The sequence below is a fragment of the Xenorhabdus doucetiae genome (assembly GCF_000968195.1).
Lineage (GTDB): Bacteria > Pseudomonadota > Gammaproteobacteria > Enterobacterales > Enterobacteriaceae > Xenorhabdus > Xenorhabdus doucetiae.
This window is the reverse complement of the sequence record NZ_FO704550.1, coordinates 1,571,644-1,587,259: the sequence shown is the minus strand read 5'-3', so window position 1 is coordinate 1,587,259 and position 15,616 is coordinate 1,571,644. Positions and strand designations below refer to the sequence as shown.

Sequence of the window (15,616 nt, the reverse complement as noted above, 5' to 3'; positions counted from 1 at the left end):
AAAAGGCAAAAGGCACCTTAAGTGCCTTTGTGCAGAATATTTTGTCTTGAATTTTAGGATTAATACTCAGAATTAATGACGACTTCTTCCCCAAACTGACCGGCTCTAGGCAGCGGTTGGTAAGAAGAGTTTGATGCCCGGAGGATACGAATGCCACGGATATTCAGTTCACGGGCTGCGGCAATATCAGTATCTGCATCACCATAGTAAATTTTCAATTGGTGCTCTTTCATCCAACTGACTTTATTATTTTTGCCCGGTTCATCACCCGCGAAAATAACGGCATTCATTTTATCAGCCGGAATATGCAACGCTTCCTGTAAATACTGGGTCACAGCTTCTGTCTTAGTTTTTGCACGGCCTGTAATAAAATAAATATCATCTCCCCGCTTCAAGTGCATCTGAACCAAGTCAATGCCGACTTGTTTTGGCAGACTGAATTTATCCCATTCGTTATTCATTTTTTGCCAAAATGCGGGATTTTTCAGATAACTATTGTCATTAGGCGAGTATTCTAATTTACCGCGATAAAAACCCGGACTTGAAAACAGGACAGTATCATCAATGTCAAAACCTACTGCCATTGCGGGTTGGTCTTTCAGGCTTCGCTCAATCTGCCCTACGGATACCCAGTGCACCGCCTGACGTTGAGCCAAACCTGCCGCAGTGACTCCCGAATCCACTTGCTCAGGCATAAACATTTTCGCCTGCGCCATGCTGTTTAAGCTCAAAGCGAGCACAATCGCACTGAATGCTAGGGTGACTTTACGCATCGTTATTCCTTTTTTATCTTAGTAGTAACGGTGATAAATAGTAAACTTTATTATTACATCAAAACGAGAGATACCGCACAATTACTCCAGACAATTACTCCAGATAAGAAAGGGGCATAATATGCCCCTTTCTTGGATAGAAAAATAACGCAATGGCGGTGTTATTCTTGCAATATAGGCTGTACCTGTGTTTGTGATTGCTCAGTCGCCGGAATTTCCTGTCCAAAACCGCGCAGCCCAACGACGTGGACATGTTCTTGGTGATTAAAAATCTTACGGACCAGTTTATAGGTTGTTCCTTTTTCTGGACTGATATTTTCTGGTGCCGCGATAATTAACTGCATATGTAAGCGTTCGCATAGCTCAAACAGGGTGGCAATGGATTTCGCATCCAACCGGGCAGCTTCATCGAGGAACAACAAGCGGCAGGGGGAAATATCTTTACCCCGCAGGCGACGTGATTCCTCTTCCCAGCTCTGGACGACCATAACCAGAATGGACATCCCGGTACCAATCGCTTCCCCCGTAGACAGTGCCCCGCTTTCCGCTTTTAGCCAGCCATCCGAGCCTCGGTTGACTTCAACGTCCAGCTCAAGGTAATTACGGTAATCCAGTAACTCCTCGCCAATGGTCTGGGGCAGGCGCTGCCCCATATCGATTTGCGGGTTCAGGCGCTGGTAAAGTTTCGCCATCGCTTCTGAGAAGGTCAGACGCTGGCTATTAAACAGATCCTGATGTTGTTCATGTTGTTCGCAAAGCACATCCAGCAAGAGAGAATGACTTTCACGCACATTGACATTCAGGCGAACGCCCCCAACCTGCCCAAAAGCAACCGCCTGCAATCCTTGGTTCAGCATACGAATGCGGTTCTGTTCACGTTGAATGGTCTTGCGGATGATATTCGCCACGCTTTTGGCACTGATCGCCAGTTTCTGCTCACGGGCGGTCAATTCTTCGGTCAAACGCGCCAATTCAATTTCCATCTGCTCAATGGCATCGACGGGATCATCGGTACGGATAATATCCTGACGAATGCGTTCACGCAGGTGTTGGTAAACCGCAACGAAGAATTGGATCTTGCGTTCAGGGCGTTTCGGATCTTCGGACAAACGCAGCGCATCACGCAAATGCTCATTATCGGCCACCGCCAGACGCAATGCCCCCAGCGCCTTATCCGACATTGAACGCAGATCATCACCTTCCATATAGGCCAGTTCGCGGCGATGCAAACGACGTTCAACGCCGTTATCTTTCACCATGCGCATCACGGCACACCAGCCGGCTTTAGACGCCACCACTTGCTCACGCTTCTGGTAATAGTCACGTTCAGATTTGCGCAGTTTCTTCTGGAGGTTTTCCATTTCCGCTTCACAAAATGCGATCTGTTTCTCAAGTTGGTTGATGCGGGAACGGTTGGTATTCACAGCGGCATGGAGCTGATCACGACGTTCACGGGCACGGATTTCTGCGTTGGCATCCGCCTGAACGCCGATATCTTTCATCTCCTGTTCAAGTTCTTTCAACATATCTCGCTTGGTGTCGTAAGAACTTTTCAGTGATGCCAATACTTGGCTGAACTGGGCACATTGTGCTTGCTGCTGGCGCAATTGCTCACGCGCACGGCTGCGATCAGATTCTGCATGTTCAAGGCGCTGACGCAGTTTATCGTTCAGGTCAGCATTTTCATTGAGCATACCCGCAGAGTCACTGTAGCTGAAATGCGCACGGCGTTGCACTACTTCCGTTAAGGCAAAGGCTTGTTGTTTCGCCTTATTCTGGCTGTGTTTCACGGCCTCATAATCTTTCTGCAACTGTTCATGTTGCTGTGGGTCACTTTGCAAAACTGATACCACAGGCTCAAGTTTTGCCAGCGTATTTCCGTGTTGTTGCAGGAAACGCGCCGCTTCCTGAGCCGCACTCATTTCTTCACGGACGGTTTCCACGCGATCAAGCAGGGTTTCATCCAGCAAAACCGAGACTTGTGGGATCAGACGATTTAATAGTGACAGGCTCTCTTTCACCTGACCTCGTTTCTGCTGATGTTGCTGAGCCTGGGTTTCAGATTGAGATAGCTCACGTTCCAGTTCAGTACGACGCTGGCTCAGGCGGCGAATTTCGACTTCGGGATCATCGTCAAACGCAACAGAAAGGTGTTTGCCCACAAAACGACTGAAAGCCTGATGCGCACGCTGAATTTTCTGCACATCAAATGACAGTGTTGCATAGCGCTCTGCCAGCGTATCGCGCTCAAGGCTGAGTGCTTCCAGACGATTTTCTCTTGCTGCCCGCCCGAATAACGGCATTTCAGGATAGCGGGAATAACGCCATTGGCGATCGGATGATTTCACCAGAACGGCGTTTTCCTGCTCTTCAAAAGAGAACACACTGTCGTCGAAAGATTGCGGATCGCCTTCGATTAAATAGAGATCTTCCGGACAATCTTCCAGTGCTTCCAGATGTGGGCGCACCAGTGAAAGATCGGGCACGACGATGGCATGACGCGCAGGGCCATACAGGGCGGAGAAATACGGCGCATCATCAAGGGTAATGTCGTCATAAATTTCAGATAACAACACGCCGCCAAAACGCTCCGCCAATGCAAGCAAGCGGTTATCTTCGGCACCACTTGGCTGGCTTAGGCGCTCAATCTGTTTTTCCAGCTCGCGTTTCTGTGCCGCAACCTCATCACGCTCGACGGTAATTTCGCGCTCTTTTTCCAGCAATTGCTGCATGTATTCCGTCACATCGTGGCTGCTTTCGAACGTTTCATGGTTCTGTTCACCCAGTTGGTTCAGGGCTTCCTGTGCCGCCAACCATACCGGCGCCCGCGCGGTCAGTTCCTGAATTTTTTGCTTGAGCTGCTCAAACTCCTGACGGATTTGAATACGGCGTTCGCCGCTTTCATTGGCACTCACGCTCAGTTCTTCCAACTGGGCTTCTAATTCCCCCTGCAACGCCTCCAGATCTTCCGCCTGATACTGCTGGTTATGGCGCTGACAAAACTCTGCCAACAAACGCTCGGCATTTTGCTGACTGCCCAGACGTTGCTCCAATTCGGCCAACTGAATACGCAAAGGCTGGACGCGCTCGGCCAAATGGCGCTGGGATGGCCATTCACGCAATGCTTCACGGGCAGCCTGCCATGCTTCACTGCGGCTCACTTCACCTACGATATTTTTTACCCGTTGGTAAGCCTGCTCAAACTGACTATGAGCCGCATCCGCCACGCTTAATTTTTGTTCCAGTGCCAGCAAGGTTTCAGTCGCCTGCTGCGCTTTAGCCTGATAGGTTTCCTGCCATTCGTCAGCATTTTCTATCGCCAGATCGGGAAGCTGGCAAATTTCACGGGCACGCGCTAACGCTTGCAGGGCTTGCTGATATTGAATCGCCCTGGTTTGCTGCACATCCAACGCCTGTTGGTAGTCAGCAAGCTGGCTTTTCAGCTCATCGACTTCTTGTTCGGCTGCTTCAGACATGGCGTCATATTCCGCCTGAAGTTCTTTTGCTTCTTCAACAACTTCACTCTGTTCTTCCAGCCGATAGGTCAGTTCTTCAACATCAGATTGGTAGCGGTCAATTTTTTCCTGCTGGCGCATCGCTGTTTGAACCAGATTCAGGTGATCACTGGCCGCCTGATAATCCATTTCTAAATCAGAAGATGTTCCGCTCTGTTCTGCCAGTTCCCTCGCCATTTCCACATGGCGATATTGTTCAGCCACCAATTGGCGACGGCTGCCAAATAATTCACTGCGCAAGGCCAAGGCTTCATCCAGATGAACGCGGCGTTCGTTGGCATGGCGCATATAGTCAGCAGATACATAGGCCGTCGCCTCGGTGATCAGGTGCTTGAAGAGATCACGATCAGATTGGGTGACGCGGATAGCTTCAAGGGTTATGCGGTTCTCACGCAGTGCCGCCTCCATGTCCTGAAAGGCTTTTCTGACACCGCTGTTTTCCGGCAGCAAGTAATCCCGCAGTGAGCGGGTGATCGCACTGGAAATCCCGCCGTACAGCGAAGCTTCGATCAGGCGATAAAACTTGCTGCGATCACTGGCTGAACGCAGGCGTTTGGGGATCACGCCCAAATCAAACATCAGGGAGTGATAATCGGTAATCGAGTTAAATTGTTTAAACTGAACGCCTTCCATCTCATCAAGACGTTCTTTTAGTTCGTTCAGTGGCAGAACGCGGGCCTGACGTTCATTGATATTTTCCGTCAGTAACTGCGTTGGCTGAACCGATGCCGGAACGCCCTGAATCATAAAGGGTTTGATATCCACTTTGCGATCACGCCCGGCCACTTGTTGTAAGCGAACGCCGGTGATAATCCGTTGATGGCGGGAGTTAACCACATCCAGCGTAGAATAGCAGACACCGGCACGCAGCTTACCGTGCAAGCCTTTATCGCGCGAACCCGACGTTGCGCCGGCTTCTGTCGTATTGCGGAAATGGAGCAGGGTTAAATCCGGGATCAATGCGGTGACAAAGGCCGCCATCGTGGTGGATTTACCGGCACCGTTACCGCCGGATAAGGTCGTCACAAGTTCGTCAAGATCAAACGTTCTGGCAAAAAAACCGTTCCAATTAACCAATGTCAGTGAGCGAAATTTACCGCGTTCAATCATGACTGCTCATCCTCCGCACCGTCTGCTGAATGCCCTGATGCTTCTTCATGTTCATTATCTTCCTGCGATGTTGCCCCTTCTACCAGCATGGCTTCACCATCACGGATCATCCGCAATTGTGCTTCACGTGGGTCATCACCGCTGCGTACATCTGCACCGAAGCGGAATACCGCTTCGGTAATCGTAAATTTGTTGCTGTCGTTTTGCAGAAAATAAACCATCCCCAAACGGCGTAACCGGTTTAAGGCCGTGCGGGCTTTTTCCTGCAATTTCTGTTTGTCCAGATCGGAACCGGTCGAACGTTGATTGACGAATTTCATCAGCTTATTTTCATCGGCCAATGACAGTAATTCTTCGTACAGTTCCTGAAAGGTAAATATCCCCTGATTGGATAAACGCTCTGGACTAAGGTAGAGGTAACACAAGATCTTACCCACCATCATATCCAATTCAGACAGCACCGATCGCGGGATCAGCGTCGTTGAACGGGGACGCAGGTAGAAGAAACCTTCTGGTGCGCGGATTAACTCGACGTGATAACGCGCATAAAACATTTCCAGCTCTTCCTGAAAATCCATCAAAAAAGCGTGATTATCAAGGTCATCCAGACTGATATGACGCCCGGCGCGTAGCTGGCTGTCTAATTCAGGAAAAAGTGTATTGGATAGTGCCTGAGCCAGCTTCACTGGCATAAGTTGTTCAATATGTGTCGATGACATGTGCCTGTACCTTGGCTCCGTAATCATTAATCGCTAACCATTCCGCCGGTAACCCAGAGAAATCCGCTTCTGCAACGCCCAGCCTGACGGCTTGATCCACTAAAATACGTGCCACATCAAAATGACGTTTACGTGGATACTGAGCAAGGTAGTCACGCAGGACAGCCCCCAAATCCAGCGGAAGTTTTGCCTGTTGGTAAACCGCCAGCGCCTGCTCTACCATTTCAGCCAATTGTTCATTGAGCTCACTAAACTCTTCGTATTCCATTTCCGGCGGTAATTCTCCCATTACCTCTTCATTGCGCAGAGTCAGTCCTTCATCACGCATATCCAGAAAACGTTCTGCATTCGCGATGGTCAATGCCCACGGGCTATCATCATAGTGTTGAATGGATTGGCGAAGGCGCTGGGCAAAAATGCGGTTTTTATCCATGTCAATGGCGGTGCGGATAAATTTGTGAACGTGGCGGTCATAGCCTATCCACAAATCGATGGCTTGTTGCCCCCAGCTAATGATGCGATCCAGTTTGCTTTGTAAGTCAAAAACCAGTTTCTCCACCAGCTCAGAACCACCGCTGTCCATATTTGCGGCTTGAATGCGCAACAGATTGGCCTGCAATTTATCACCCGCCGCTTCCAAAGTATCCTGAAGCTCCCGCAGGGTGCCGGAGGTTTCAGACAGCAGTTGTTCGCAGTTTGCGATAGCGGCCTGCCAATCCTGATTGAGCAAGGCGGCGATATCGGTTTTTACGCTATTTTGCTGTTCATCCATCAAGCGCTGGGACATATCGATGCTGTCAAAAATTTCAGCCACGGAATATTTGAGCGGGGCAAAAACATTGCGATGCCAATGGAGTTCATCGCCCCCTTCTTCGGCCGCTTCTGCCGCGCGATGCAATTCGTTGGCGACGATGGATAACTGCATGGAAAGACGCAACGTGGAGAATTCACGCTGACGAATATAATAATCGCTGATGCCAATGCCCAATGGGGTCAGGCGATAAATGGCATTGCCATCCGCTAATTCACTGGTAAAACGGTTAAGTAATTTCTGGCGAACCATATCGTTAATGGCATTATTCGCCCTGACGGATACCGCTTCCGACGTCTGCTCAAAACCTTTGCACACTTCACGGAAAGCATCCACCAGCTCCGCTTCACTCATTTCACCGTCAAACCGTTCACTGTTTAATACGGCAATCGCCAGCAAAAAAGCCAACCGTTCCGGTGGCAACGAAATTGAAAAATCATTTTTTCTGGCCCAGGACACAAGTTCAGGAACCGTCTGGGAATATTCACTCATAATTCGCTCTTTAAGGTAGGCTTGCGTGCCATCACATGAATGTAACGCCCCAGGCTGATATAGGGCTCTTGTCGGCAATAACGCTGTTCAAGTTCAAGCAACGCGGGGAAATCTGCGTTTTGCAATTGGCGACTTTGCAGGTAATCGTGAAAAACTCTTACGCCCGTTTTACCTGTTATTTCCATCTCAAGTTCAGTCAGCCATTGATATACCTGTTCCGGTATTAATGGATTTTGCGGCGATAGAGAACGTTTTCGACGACGCTGGACATTGGGAGTCGCCAAATGAAAATTACCCAAAATGGCGTTACGCATGACCAGCCCGTTAGCATTATAAAACATTAATGAAAGTGCACCACCGGGCGTGATGATATCGCCCAATGTAGCTATTGCCTCTTTTTGGTCAGTGATCCACTCCAATACCGCATGAAATAAAATCAGATCAACCGGCTGTTCAATATGCTGGTGAATTTCCTGTACTGAGCTTTGGATAAATTGCATCTGATCAAGAACACCACGCTCTTTGGCGTTATGTTTCGCTCTCTGGATCATCTCTTGTGACAGATCACAAAGTATGACCTGATGCCCCAATTCAGCTAATTGGCAAGCCATATTCCCTTCACCGCCCCCGGCATCCAAAATACGCAATGGGCGTTGAGGCAAATGATTCAGCAATTCGTTAATATCCTGCCAGACAACGGCCTGCCTGATTTTACCCTTGGTTGTGCCGTAAATATTACGTGAAAATTTGTCTGCAATATCATCGAAATTGCGATCCCGCATGAAAAATTGCCCCACTTATCAGCTAAGTTTAATTTATCTATTGAGTCGTTATGCTATCTACTGCTATTTTTACTGCCGTTATTTTTTACTGCTATCAATTTTTTACTACTACTATTTTTACTACTCTCTATTTTGGCACAGTAATCATTTAATTAACTACTTTTAGCCTTAAAATTTGCCCCTGCGAGATTACAGTTTAACCAACCCAAGGCCAATCAATGTTATTTCTGCTAAAAAAATATATCGGCTCGCTATTAATGCCTTTGCCGTTGATGATTATCGTCTCTTTTGCCGCCCTGCTATTACTGTGGTTCAGCCGCTGGCAAAGGACAGGGAAAACCATTTTATCACTCAGTTGGCTTGCATTGCTGTTATTGAGCTTACAGCCTATCGCAGATAAACTCTTACTCCCTGTCGAGGGAAAATATGTTCAGCGCTATGAACCCGATGCAACCTCTATCACCTCTCATTCGGCGGTGCCGGTAAAATATATTGTGGTTCTCGGCGGCGGTTTTACTTATAACCCTCAGTGGGCTCCCAGCGCTAACCTGATCAGTAACAGCTTGCCCAGAGTGACCGAAGGCATTCGCTTGTATCGCCTTAACCCCGGTGCCAAAATGATTTTCACGGGCGGTAAAGGCGTAAATGCCGTCAGCAGTGCCGAAGTTGCCGCTATGGTAGCACAATCGTTGGGGATCCCTGTAGAAGACACGATAGCCTTAAAAAAACCCTTGGATACCGAAGAAGAAGCGGCTGAGGTTGAAAAGATCGTCGGGCAACAACCTTTTATTCTGGTGACTTCTGCCAATCATATGAAAAGATCGCTCCAGTTTTTTGCACAACGCCGCCTGCATCCCATTGCTGGCCCTGCTAATCAATTGGCTATTACAACACCCCTGTATCCGTGGGAAAAATATATGCCTTCTTCCTATTACTTATCACATACAGAGCGTGCCTGGTATGAAACGTTAGGGCAAATCTGGCAAGCCATTAAACCGGCAAACCAAGATATCGGCATTGAGAAGTCAGAGAACACCCAATAAAAAGGTGATAAGAAATAGCCTCAGATGGGCAGTCATCATTATTATCTCCCCGCAACGCGGGGAAGATAATAAGTGCAGCTTGAAGTACGACGAGTATCGTCAGATCAAACAAGAAAATTAGATCGCGGTAAAAACTTTTCTGACAGCGTCCAGATCTTCGGGTGTATCTACACCGGCACCGGGTGCCTGCAATGCTTTTGCGACATGAATTTTTTCACCGTACCAAAGCACCCTTAATTGTTCGAGCATTTCGATACTTTCCAGCGGACTTGGTGCCCATTGAACATAGCGCCGGATAAACCCCGCCCGATAAGCATAAATGCCAATATGACGCAGGAAATGGTCTCCAATCGTCTCTTTTGACTGCATAAAACGATCCCGTTCCCACGGGATAGTCGCACGAGAGAAATAGAGCGCATAACCTTTCGCATCCATAACCACTTTGACCGCATTAGGATTGAATGCCTCTTCCGCATCCTGGATCGGCACGGCAAGCGTTGCCATCCCGGCATCACTGCCAGCTAAATTATCGGCCACTTGCTTAATGATCTGTTCTGGAATAAGGGGTTCATCACCCTGCACATTCACAATAATTTCATCATCCGCAAATTGGTATTTATCGATAACCTCAGCCAAACGTTCTGTACCCGAATGGTGATTTTCGCTTGTCATACAAACCTCACCGCCTGCGGCAGTCACTGCATCAAAAACGTCTTGATTATCCGTTGCTACAATAACCCGGTAAGCCCCGGAACGGACAGCCCGTTCCATCACACGCACAACCATTGGTTTGCCATGAATATCGGCCAGTGGTTTTCCCGGTAAACGGGTTGAAGCAAAACGTGCCGGAATAATAACGGTAAACATGGGTTATTTGTTTTCCTCTGTCGGCAAGGCACGTGCTTCATTCTCTAACAACACAGGAATGCCATCACGGAAAGGAAAAGCGAGGCGATCAAGTTTGCAAATCAGTTCAAAGTTTTCTTTATCATAGCTGAGCTTGCCATGACATACCGGACAAGCAATGATTTCGAGTAAACGGTGATCCATATATCCCCCATGTAACATTATGAAGATTCCTTATTCCTGCGATGTGAGGAATAAGGAAGTGATCGACATCTTTGGTATATTATTGATTATTAGCAGTATTTAACTCTGGCAGTAAGGCGCAAATATCGTTCAGTACTTTTTGCCCTTTTTCCTCCGGCAAGTCAGCATATACAGGTAAATACCACCAGTTAGGTTGGGCAAATTGGAAGCATTTCACCGCGTCCTTTTCTGTCATCAACAAATTTTGCCGGCTATTGGCCAAAGCTAACAATTGAGATTTTTCGTAAGACTGATGATCAGCAAAAGCGTGTGTTTTCTGTAAGCTCGCCCCTAGTTGCTGTAATGTCGCAAAAAAACGCGGTGGATGACCAATGCCTGCCATCGCAATGCTATTGGGAATATCGGCGACTTTTCGTGTTTCACCCGTCAGCAAGTTAACCGCCAAATCGCCCTTTAAGGTCATGGAGACTTCACCTGCTTCCGGTGTGCCACCATTGATAATGATCGCGTTGACACTGTTCAAGCGCCCTGCCAGTTCCCGCATAGGGCCAGCCGGCAACCAACAGCCATTGCCAAAACGACGCACGCCATCAATCACCACAATTTCGTAATCACGCCGCAAGGCATAATGTTGCAGGCCATCATCGGTAATGACGATATCAACCGGAGCGTGTGCCAATAATGCCTGAATAGCTTCAACCCGTTTTGGGGCTACCGCAACAGGTGCACCAGTACGGCGACGAATTAAAACAGGTTCATCGCCTGCTTGTGCCGTTGCCACCTCATCGGTAACCAATAGCGGATAATGTTTCGATTTTCCACCATAACCACGCGAAACAACGCCAACCCGATAGCCTTTTTGCTGCAACTGTTCAACCAGCCAAATCACCACCGGCGTTTTGCCATTTCCGCCTGCCGTCACATTACCGACAACCACAACCGGCACGGGTGCCTGCCAGGAACGGTTCAGTCCTAGTTTATAGCTTAAACGACGTAAACCGCTTACCAGCCCATACAGGGCTGATAACGGGAGTAAGACGATATACAGCCATGAACGGCCTGACCATATGCGTTCAATCATTGGCCAAACTGCATCCTATGTAACTGTGCATAGGCGCCTTCGTGTTCCAACAAAGTGGCATGATTTCCCCTCTCGATGATATTGCCATCTTCAATAACAATAATTTCATCGGCATTCTCAATGGTAGAAAGACGGTGGGCAATGACCAATGAAGTTCTGTTCTTCTGCAATTCATCTAATGCCGCCTGAATTGCCCGTTCAGATTCCGTATCCAATGCTGAGGTGGCTTCATCCAAAATTAAGATCGGAGAATCACGTAATAAAGCACGGGCAATGGCAATACGCTGACGCTGCCCGCCGGAAAGCAAAACGCCATTTTCACCAATCATGGTATCAAGGCCGTTATCCAGCTTTTTGATAAAGTCCATGGCATAAGCCATTTCTGCCGCTCGCTCGATCTCTTCACGACTAAATTGCCCTTCGCTGGCGTAAGCAATATTATTGGCAACCGTATCGTTGAATAGATGTACATTTTGCGACACTAACGCAATTTGGTTACGCAGTGAAGCCAGTGTATATTCACGCAGGTCATGGCCATCCAGTATGATCCCACCTTTATTCACGTCATAAAAACGGGTAAGGAGATTGGCAATGGTCGATTTTCCTGATCCTGAGCGCCCAACCAATGCAATGGTTTTTCCCGCCGGGATCGTCATGGAAATACGGTTCAGGGCAGGATGATCCTTGGTTGGATAACAGAAAGTGACATCACGGAATTCAAGATTGCCTTTTGCCTTTTTGATTTCCAATTTACCGTCGTCTTTTTCCTGCTCCATGTCCAAAATAGTAAATAGCGTCTGGCACGCCGCCATACCACGTTGAAATTGAGAATTAACGTTAGTCAGGGACTTCAATGGGCGCATCAGGGCAATCATGGATGAAAATACAACGGTGATTTTCCCTGCGGTTAACGCCCCCATAATTTCAGGGAAACTGGCCGCATACAGGATAAATGCCAGTGCAAAAGAAGCAATAAGCTGAATAATTGGGTCTGAAATGGAATCAGCCGAGACCATTTTCATACCCTGTTGACGCATATGATTGCTGACTTTGTTGAAACGTTCGGTTTCAACTTTTTGACCACCAAAAATCAAAACCTCTTTATGCCCTTTCAGCATCTGTTCGGCACTGGTTGTTACCATTCCCATGCTGTTTTGCATACTTTTACTGATATTACGAAAACGCACGGAAACCAGACGAATCACCCCCGCCACGATCGGCGCAATGACGATCAAAATTAGGGAGAGTTCCCAACTGTAATAGAACATCAGGATAAACAGGCCGATAATTGATGCCCCTTCCCTGACAACCGTCACTAATGCGCCGGAGGAGGAGGAAGCAACCTGTTCTGAATCGTAGGTAATACGGGAAAGCAACGTTCCCGTGGATTGCTGGTCAAAGAAGGAAACAGGCATTCCCATCATATGATTAAACAGACGGCGACGCATCTGCATAACGACTTTGCCTGATACCCAAGAGATACAATAACTTGATACAAAACCAGATATGCCACGCAACAACATCAACCCGATAACAACCAGTGGCATCCACTTCAATACACTCATGTCTGCCTTGCCAAAACCCTCATCAAGCAAAGGCTTCAACAAAGAAAGCATCAGTGTATCACCGGCAGCATTCATAACCAGCGCAACCGCCGCAACTAACAGACCGACTTTGAAAGGAGTGATGATCGGCCACAATCGGCGAAAGGTCTGCCAGGTAGAAAGGTCTTTATCATTCATTATTGAGTTACCAAAACCAAAAGAAATAGCGAGTCATTCTACTCATGATCGCCACGATTACCAAACCACTGATGATACCATCGTGATACTATTTGTTGTCGATAACCTTCTAATTTAATGTGATCGCGGTAAAAATAGCCGGTTATCTGACCAGAAACGGCGGTGCTCTGCCACTCAACCCCGGCCTTTTTATAGCGCTGTTTCACTTTCACTGAAGGCAGCCTCCACGGGCTATAGCGTGCGACTGAAGCCAAAGCATATTGGGGCATCACCCTGCGTATAAATACCGAAGTAGAAGAGGTATTACTCCCATGATGAGGTACTTGTAGTACGGTTGCATGCAGATAATCCTTCTCAAGCTCTGCTAAACGGTACTCGCCCTGCTTTTCCAAATCTCCGGTTAATAATAGACTGTGTTTACCATCATCAATGCGGATCACACAAGATTGATTATTGCCCACAATCGCTGTCTTCTCCGGTGGCCAGAGAACTTCAAAATTTAATCCCTTCCATATCCACTGTTCACCGCGGACACAGGGTAAATGAGCCTGATTTAACGAAGGGCTTCTGATTTGGACATCAGGATATTTTTCCATCAGATATTCCATGCCTCCCGTATGATCCAAATGATCATGGCTAAGGATGATTTGCCCTGGTGTTAACCGATGCCAACGTAAATAAGGTTCAATGACTTTTTCGGCCATACTGCCCGTTTCCCAACGATTGCCGGTATCGAAAATGATTGCTTTTCCTCCCTTATCAACGACCACAGCCAATCCATGCCCCACATCCAGCATTGAGAAGCGCCATTGATAATCATTGGAACGCTTGGCATAACACGCAATAATTCCGATGCAAATCCCCAATAACCATTGATAAGATCGCCACCACCTGAATCGCCAAATCACAACGAAAAACCAGCCTGCCAGCGTCATCACAATAGGATAGTGCCCGGTTTCAAACCATGAGTGCATCAAGGCAGGTAAAGGTGCCAAGGCAAATAAAACGCTGTAATCAACCAGTTGCCATAAGAATGGTTGGATAACAGGAAGAAAAATACCCACGATCCCCAACATAATTAATGGCACAGAGACAAAAGAGATAATCGGGACAGCCCATAAATTAGCCACCAATGAGGCAATATTAACGCCCTGAAATAACAAAAGCTGCAACGGTAACAGCATTAACATCAGACCCAACTGCATATGCAGTCCACGCAACCATGCCCAGCGCCAACCGTAACGAATTCTTGCTGGCAAAGGCATCCAATGAAACCAAAATAACAGTGCCATCACCGCAGTAAATGAGAGCCAGAAGCTGTCAGAAAGAATAGCTAAAGGGTCGAAAAATAAAATAAGGGCGGCACTCCACAAAGCCCATTGCCATGAAAAACAAAGCTGGCTTTTACAGCGTAAATAAATCCATAGGGTTAGCCCCAATATCGCCCGAACGGCTGGAATTCCCCAACCAGACAGCCATCCATACAATATTGCCATTAACCAGCCCATGATTAATGGGAAGCGGAATCCAATCCATTTTGCCGGAAAGAAAAATTGCATGATTCTCGCAAAACACCAGCCAAATAAACTGGCCATGGCAATATGCAGCCCTGAAATTGCCATCAGATGAGCAATGCCTGTCTGCTGTAATAGCAAGCGAGTTGATTTATCCAACCACGCCCTTTCACCGAACGCCAGTGCCAACGCAATACCCGACTGTTTTAGTGGCTGAATTTCTGGTAGCAATTTATTAATGAAATCTTGCCGAAGGTTACAGTTTCTATTAAGTGGTTTTGCCTTAATAATTTTTCCATTCAATGGCTGACGAATAGAAAGTAAATAGCGTTGGCTATCATAACTACCCTGATTTAATTGCGCATGAACAGGCCTGAGTTTCATTGTCACCTGCCATTTCTGACCCGCACACAGCAACTCCTGAGAGTCCCATGATACTGATGCATATAAGGCAGGAAAAATATATTTCCCATTGCTCTCAATCAGCCGAATACGATAGCGCGCCTTTTTATCATTCTCCTTTGTTTCATTGGTTATACTTTCTAACGATACACTATCAACCATAACGGTTGCAGTACGAGAAGTTTCGCTGAAATACGTTATTTCCGATAAAATTTGATGAGCATGCCAACATCCCAAAATAAATGCCAATAATCCTAATGATATTAGCCGCGTGGTTTTATAAGGAAAAAACAGTAAACAAAATGCCAGAAAAATCAGATATTGGATGACTTTTTGTCGAGGAAGCTCCGCAAGGAACAATAAAGGCAGAATACCCAACACAATGACTAATGCCGCTAAATTTAGACTGATATGCGGCATCGGTCTTCGCCAAATAGCGAATAAATAGGTAAAAGGGGAAAATATTATAGGCTGCATCCATTATGCCTCTGCGCTGATATTCCATTCACGCAAAAGAGCTTATTGCATAATAAATCTGGCTGCCAGTTGGAAAAATGTTACTGTGGAACCGCTTCGCAAATT

General features: G+C 47.2%; 11 protein-coding genes. 1 reads left to right on the top strand and 10 read right to left on the bottom strand.

The features are described from left to right. Positions 1-59 precede the first annotated feature (59 nt). The 5 genes from aphA to cmoM all read right to left on the bottom strand — a co-directional run bounded on the left by aphA (position 60) and on the right by cmoM (position 8,202). Entirely contained in the window at positions 60-773 is a 714-nt protein-coding gene (aphA, locus tag XDD1_RS07330; protein WP_045969994.1) for an acid phosphatase AphA, read from the bottom strand. Positions 774-934: 161 nt separating this feature from the next. Then, entirely contained in the window at positions 935-5,398 is a 4,464-nt protein-coding gene (gene mukB, locus XDD1_RS07325) for a chromosome partition protein MukB (RefSeq protein ID WP_045969992.1), read from the bottom strand. Beyond that, the gene (gene mukE / locus XDD1_RS07320; RefSeq protein ID WP_045969990.1) at positions 5,395-6,117 is read right to left on the bottom strand and encodes a chromosome partition protein MukE; all 723 of its coding nucleotides are present in this window, start codon (positions 6,115-6,117) and stop codon (positions 5,395-5,397) included. Before mukE ends, mukB begins: the two co-directional genes overlap by 4 nt. Beyond that, positions 6,098-7,420, bottom strand: coding sequence for a chromosome partition protein MukF (gene mukF / locus XDD1_RS07315; RefSeq protein ID WP_045969988.1), 1,323 nt, complete (start codon positions 7,418-7,420; stop codon positions 6,098-6,100). Before mukF ends, mukE begins: the two co-directional genes overlap by 20 nt. After that, positions 7,417-8,202, bottom strand: a complete 786-nt coding sequence (gene cmoM, locus XDD1_RS07310) for a tRNA uridine 5-oxyacetic acid(34) methyltransferase CmoM (protein ID WP_045969986.1) — start codon at positions 8,200-8,202, stop codon at positions 7,417-7,419. Before cmoM ends, mukF begins: the two co-directional genes overlap by 4 nt. Positions 8,203-8,420: 218 nt before the next feature. On the opposite strand from cmoM, the gene elyC reads away from it, so the two are divergent. Beyond that, the gene (elyC, locus tag XDD1_RS07305; RefSeq protein ID WP_045969984.1) at positions 8,421-9,245 is read left to right on the top strand and encodes an envelope biogenesis factor ElyC; all 825 of its coding nucleotides are present in this window, start codon (positions 8,421-8,423) and stop codon (positions 9,243-9,245) included. A 117-nt stretch (positions 9,246-9,362) separates the two neighbouring features. Here elyC and kdsB read toward each other — a convergent pair whose 3' ends face one another. The 5 genes from kdsB to XDD1_RS07280 form a co-directional block, all read right to left on the bottom strand. Then, positions 9,363-10,112 (bottom strand): 3-deoxy-manno-octulosonate cytidylyltransferase, encoded by a 750-nt coding sequence (gene kdsB, locus XDD1_RS07300; RefSeq protein ID WP_045969982.1) that lies wholly within the window; start codon positions 10,110-10,112, stop codon positions 9,363-9,365. A 3-nt stretch (positions 10,113-10,115) separates the two neighbouring features. Then, positions 10,116-10,295, bottom strand: coding sequence for a Trm112 family protein (locus tag XDD1_RS07295; protein WP_045973380.1), 180 nt, complete (start codon positions 10,293-10,295; stop codon positions 10,116-10,118). A gap of 79 nt (positions 10,296-10,374) precedes the next feature. Continuing rightward, entirely contained in the window at positions 10,375-11,376 is a 1,002-nt protein-coding gene (lpxK, locus tag XDD1_RS07290) for a tetraacyldisaccharide 4'-kinase (RefSeq protein ID WP_045969980.1), read from the bottom strand. Further along, entirely contained in the window at positions 11,373-13,121 is a 1,749-nt protein-coding gene (gene msbA / locus XDD1_RS07285; protein ID WP_045969978.1) for a lipid A ABC transporter ATP-binding protein/permease MsbA, read from the bottom strand. The genes lpxK and msbA overlap by 4 nt, the downstream gene beginning before the upstream one ends. A gap of 35 nt (positions 13,122-13,156) precedes the next feature. Continuing rightward, a complete protein-coding gene (locus tag XDD1_RS07280) occupies positions 13,157-15,454 on the bottom strand; it encodes a ComEC family protein (protein WP_231854477.1) in 2,298 nt (765 codons plus the stop codon). Between the last annotated feature and the right edge of the window lie 162 nt (positions 15,455-15,616).

Excerpts from the sequence above, each read along its gene's own strand:
- aphA (WP_045969994.1), bottom strand. The coding sequence starts at position 773 with ATGCGTAAAGTCACCCTAGCATTCAGTGCGATTGTGCTCGCTTTGAGC.
- mukB (WP_045969992.1), bottom strand. The coding sequence starts at position 5,398 with ATGATTGAACGCGGTAAATTTCGCTCACTGACATTGGTTAATTGGAAC.
- mukE (WP_045969990.1), bottom strand. The coding sequence starts at position 6,117 with ATGTCATCGACACATATTGAACAACTTATGCCAGTGAAGCTGGCTCAG.
- mukF (WP_045969988.1), bottom strand. The coding sequence starts at position 7,420 with ATGAGTGAATATTCCCAGACGGTTCCTGAACTTGTGTCCTGGGCCAGA.
- cmoM (WP_045969986.1), bottom strand. The coding sequence starts at position 8,202 with ATGCGGGATCGCAATTTCGATGATATTGCAGACAAATTTTCACGTAAT.
- elyC (WP_045969984.1), top strand. The coding sequence starts at position 8,421 with ATGTTATTTCTGCTAAAAAAATATATCGGCTCGCTATTAATGCCTTTG.
- kdsB (WP_045969982.1), bottom strand. The coding sequence starts at position 10,112 with ATGTTTACCGTTATTATTCCGGCACGTTTTGCTTCAACCCGTTTACCG.
- XDD1_RS07295 (WP_045973380.1), bottom strand. The coding sequence starts at position 10,295 with ATGGATCACCGTTTACTCGAAATCATTGCTTGTCCGGTATGTCATGGC.
- lpxK (WP_045969980.1), bottom strand. The coding sequence starts at position 11,376 with ATGATTGAACGCATATGGTCAGGCCGTTCATGGCTGTATATCGTCTTA.
- XDD1_RS07280 (WP_231854477.1), bottom strand. The coding sequence starts at position 15,454 with ATGCCGCATATCAGTCTAAATTTAGCGGCATTAGTCATTGTGTTGGGT.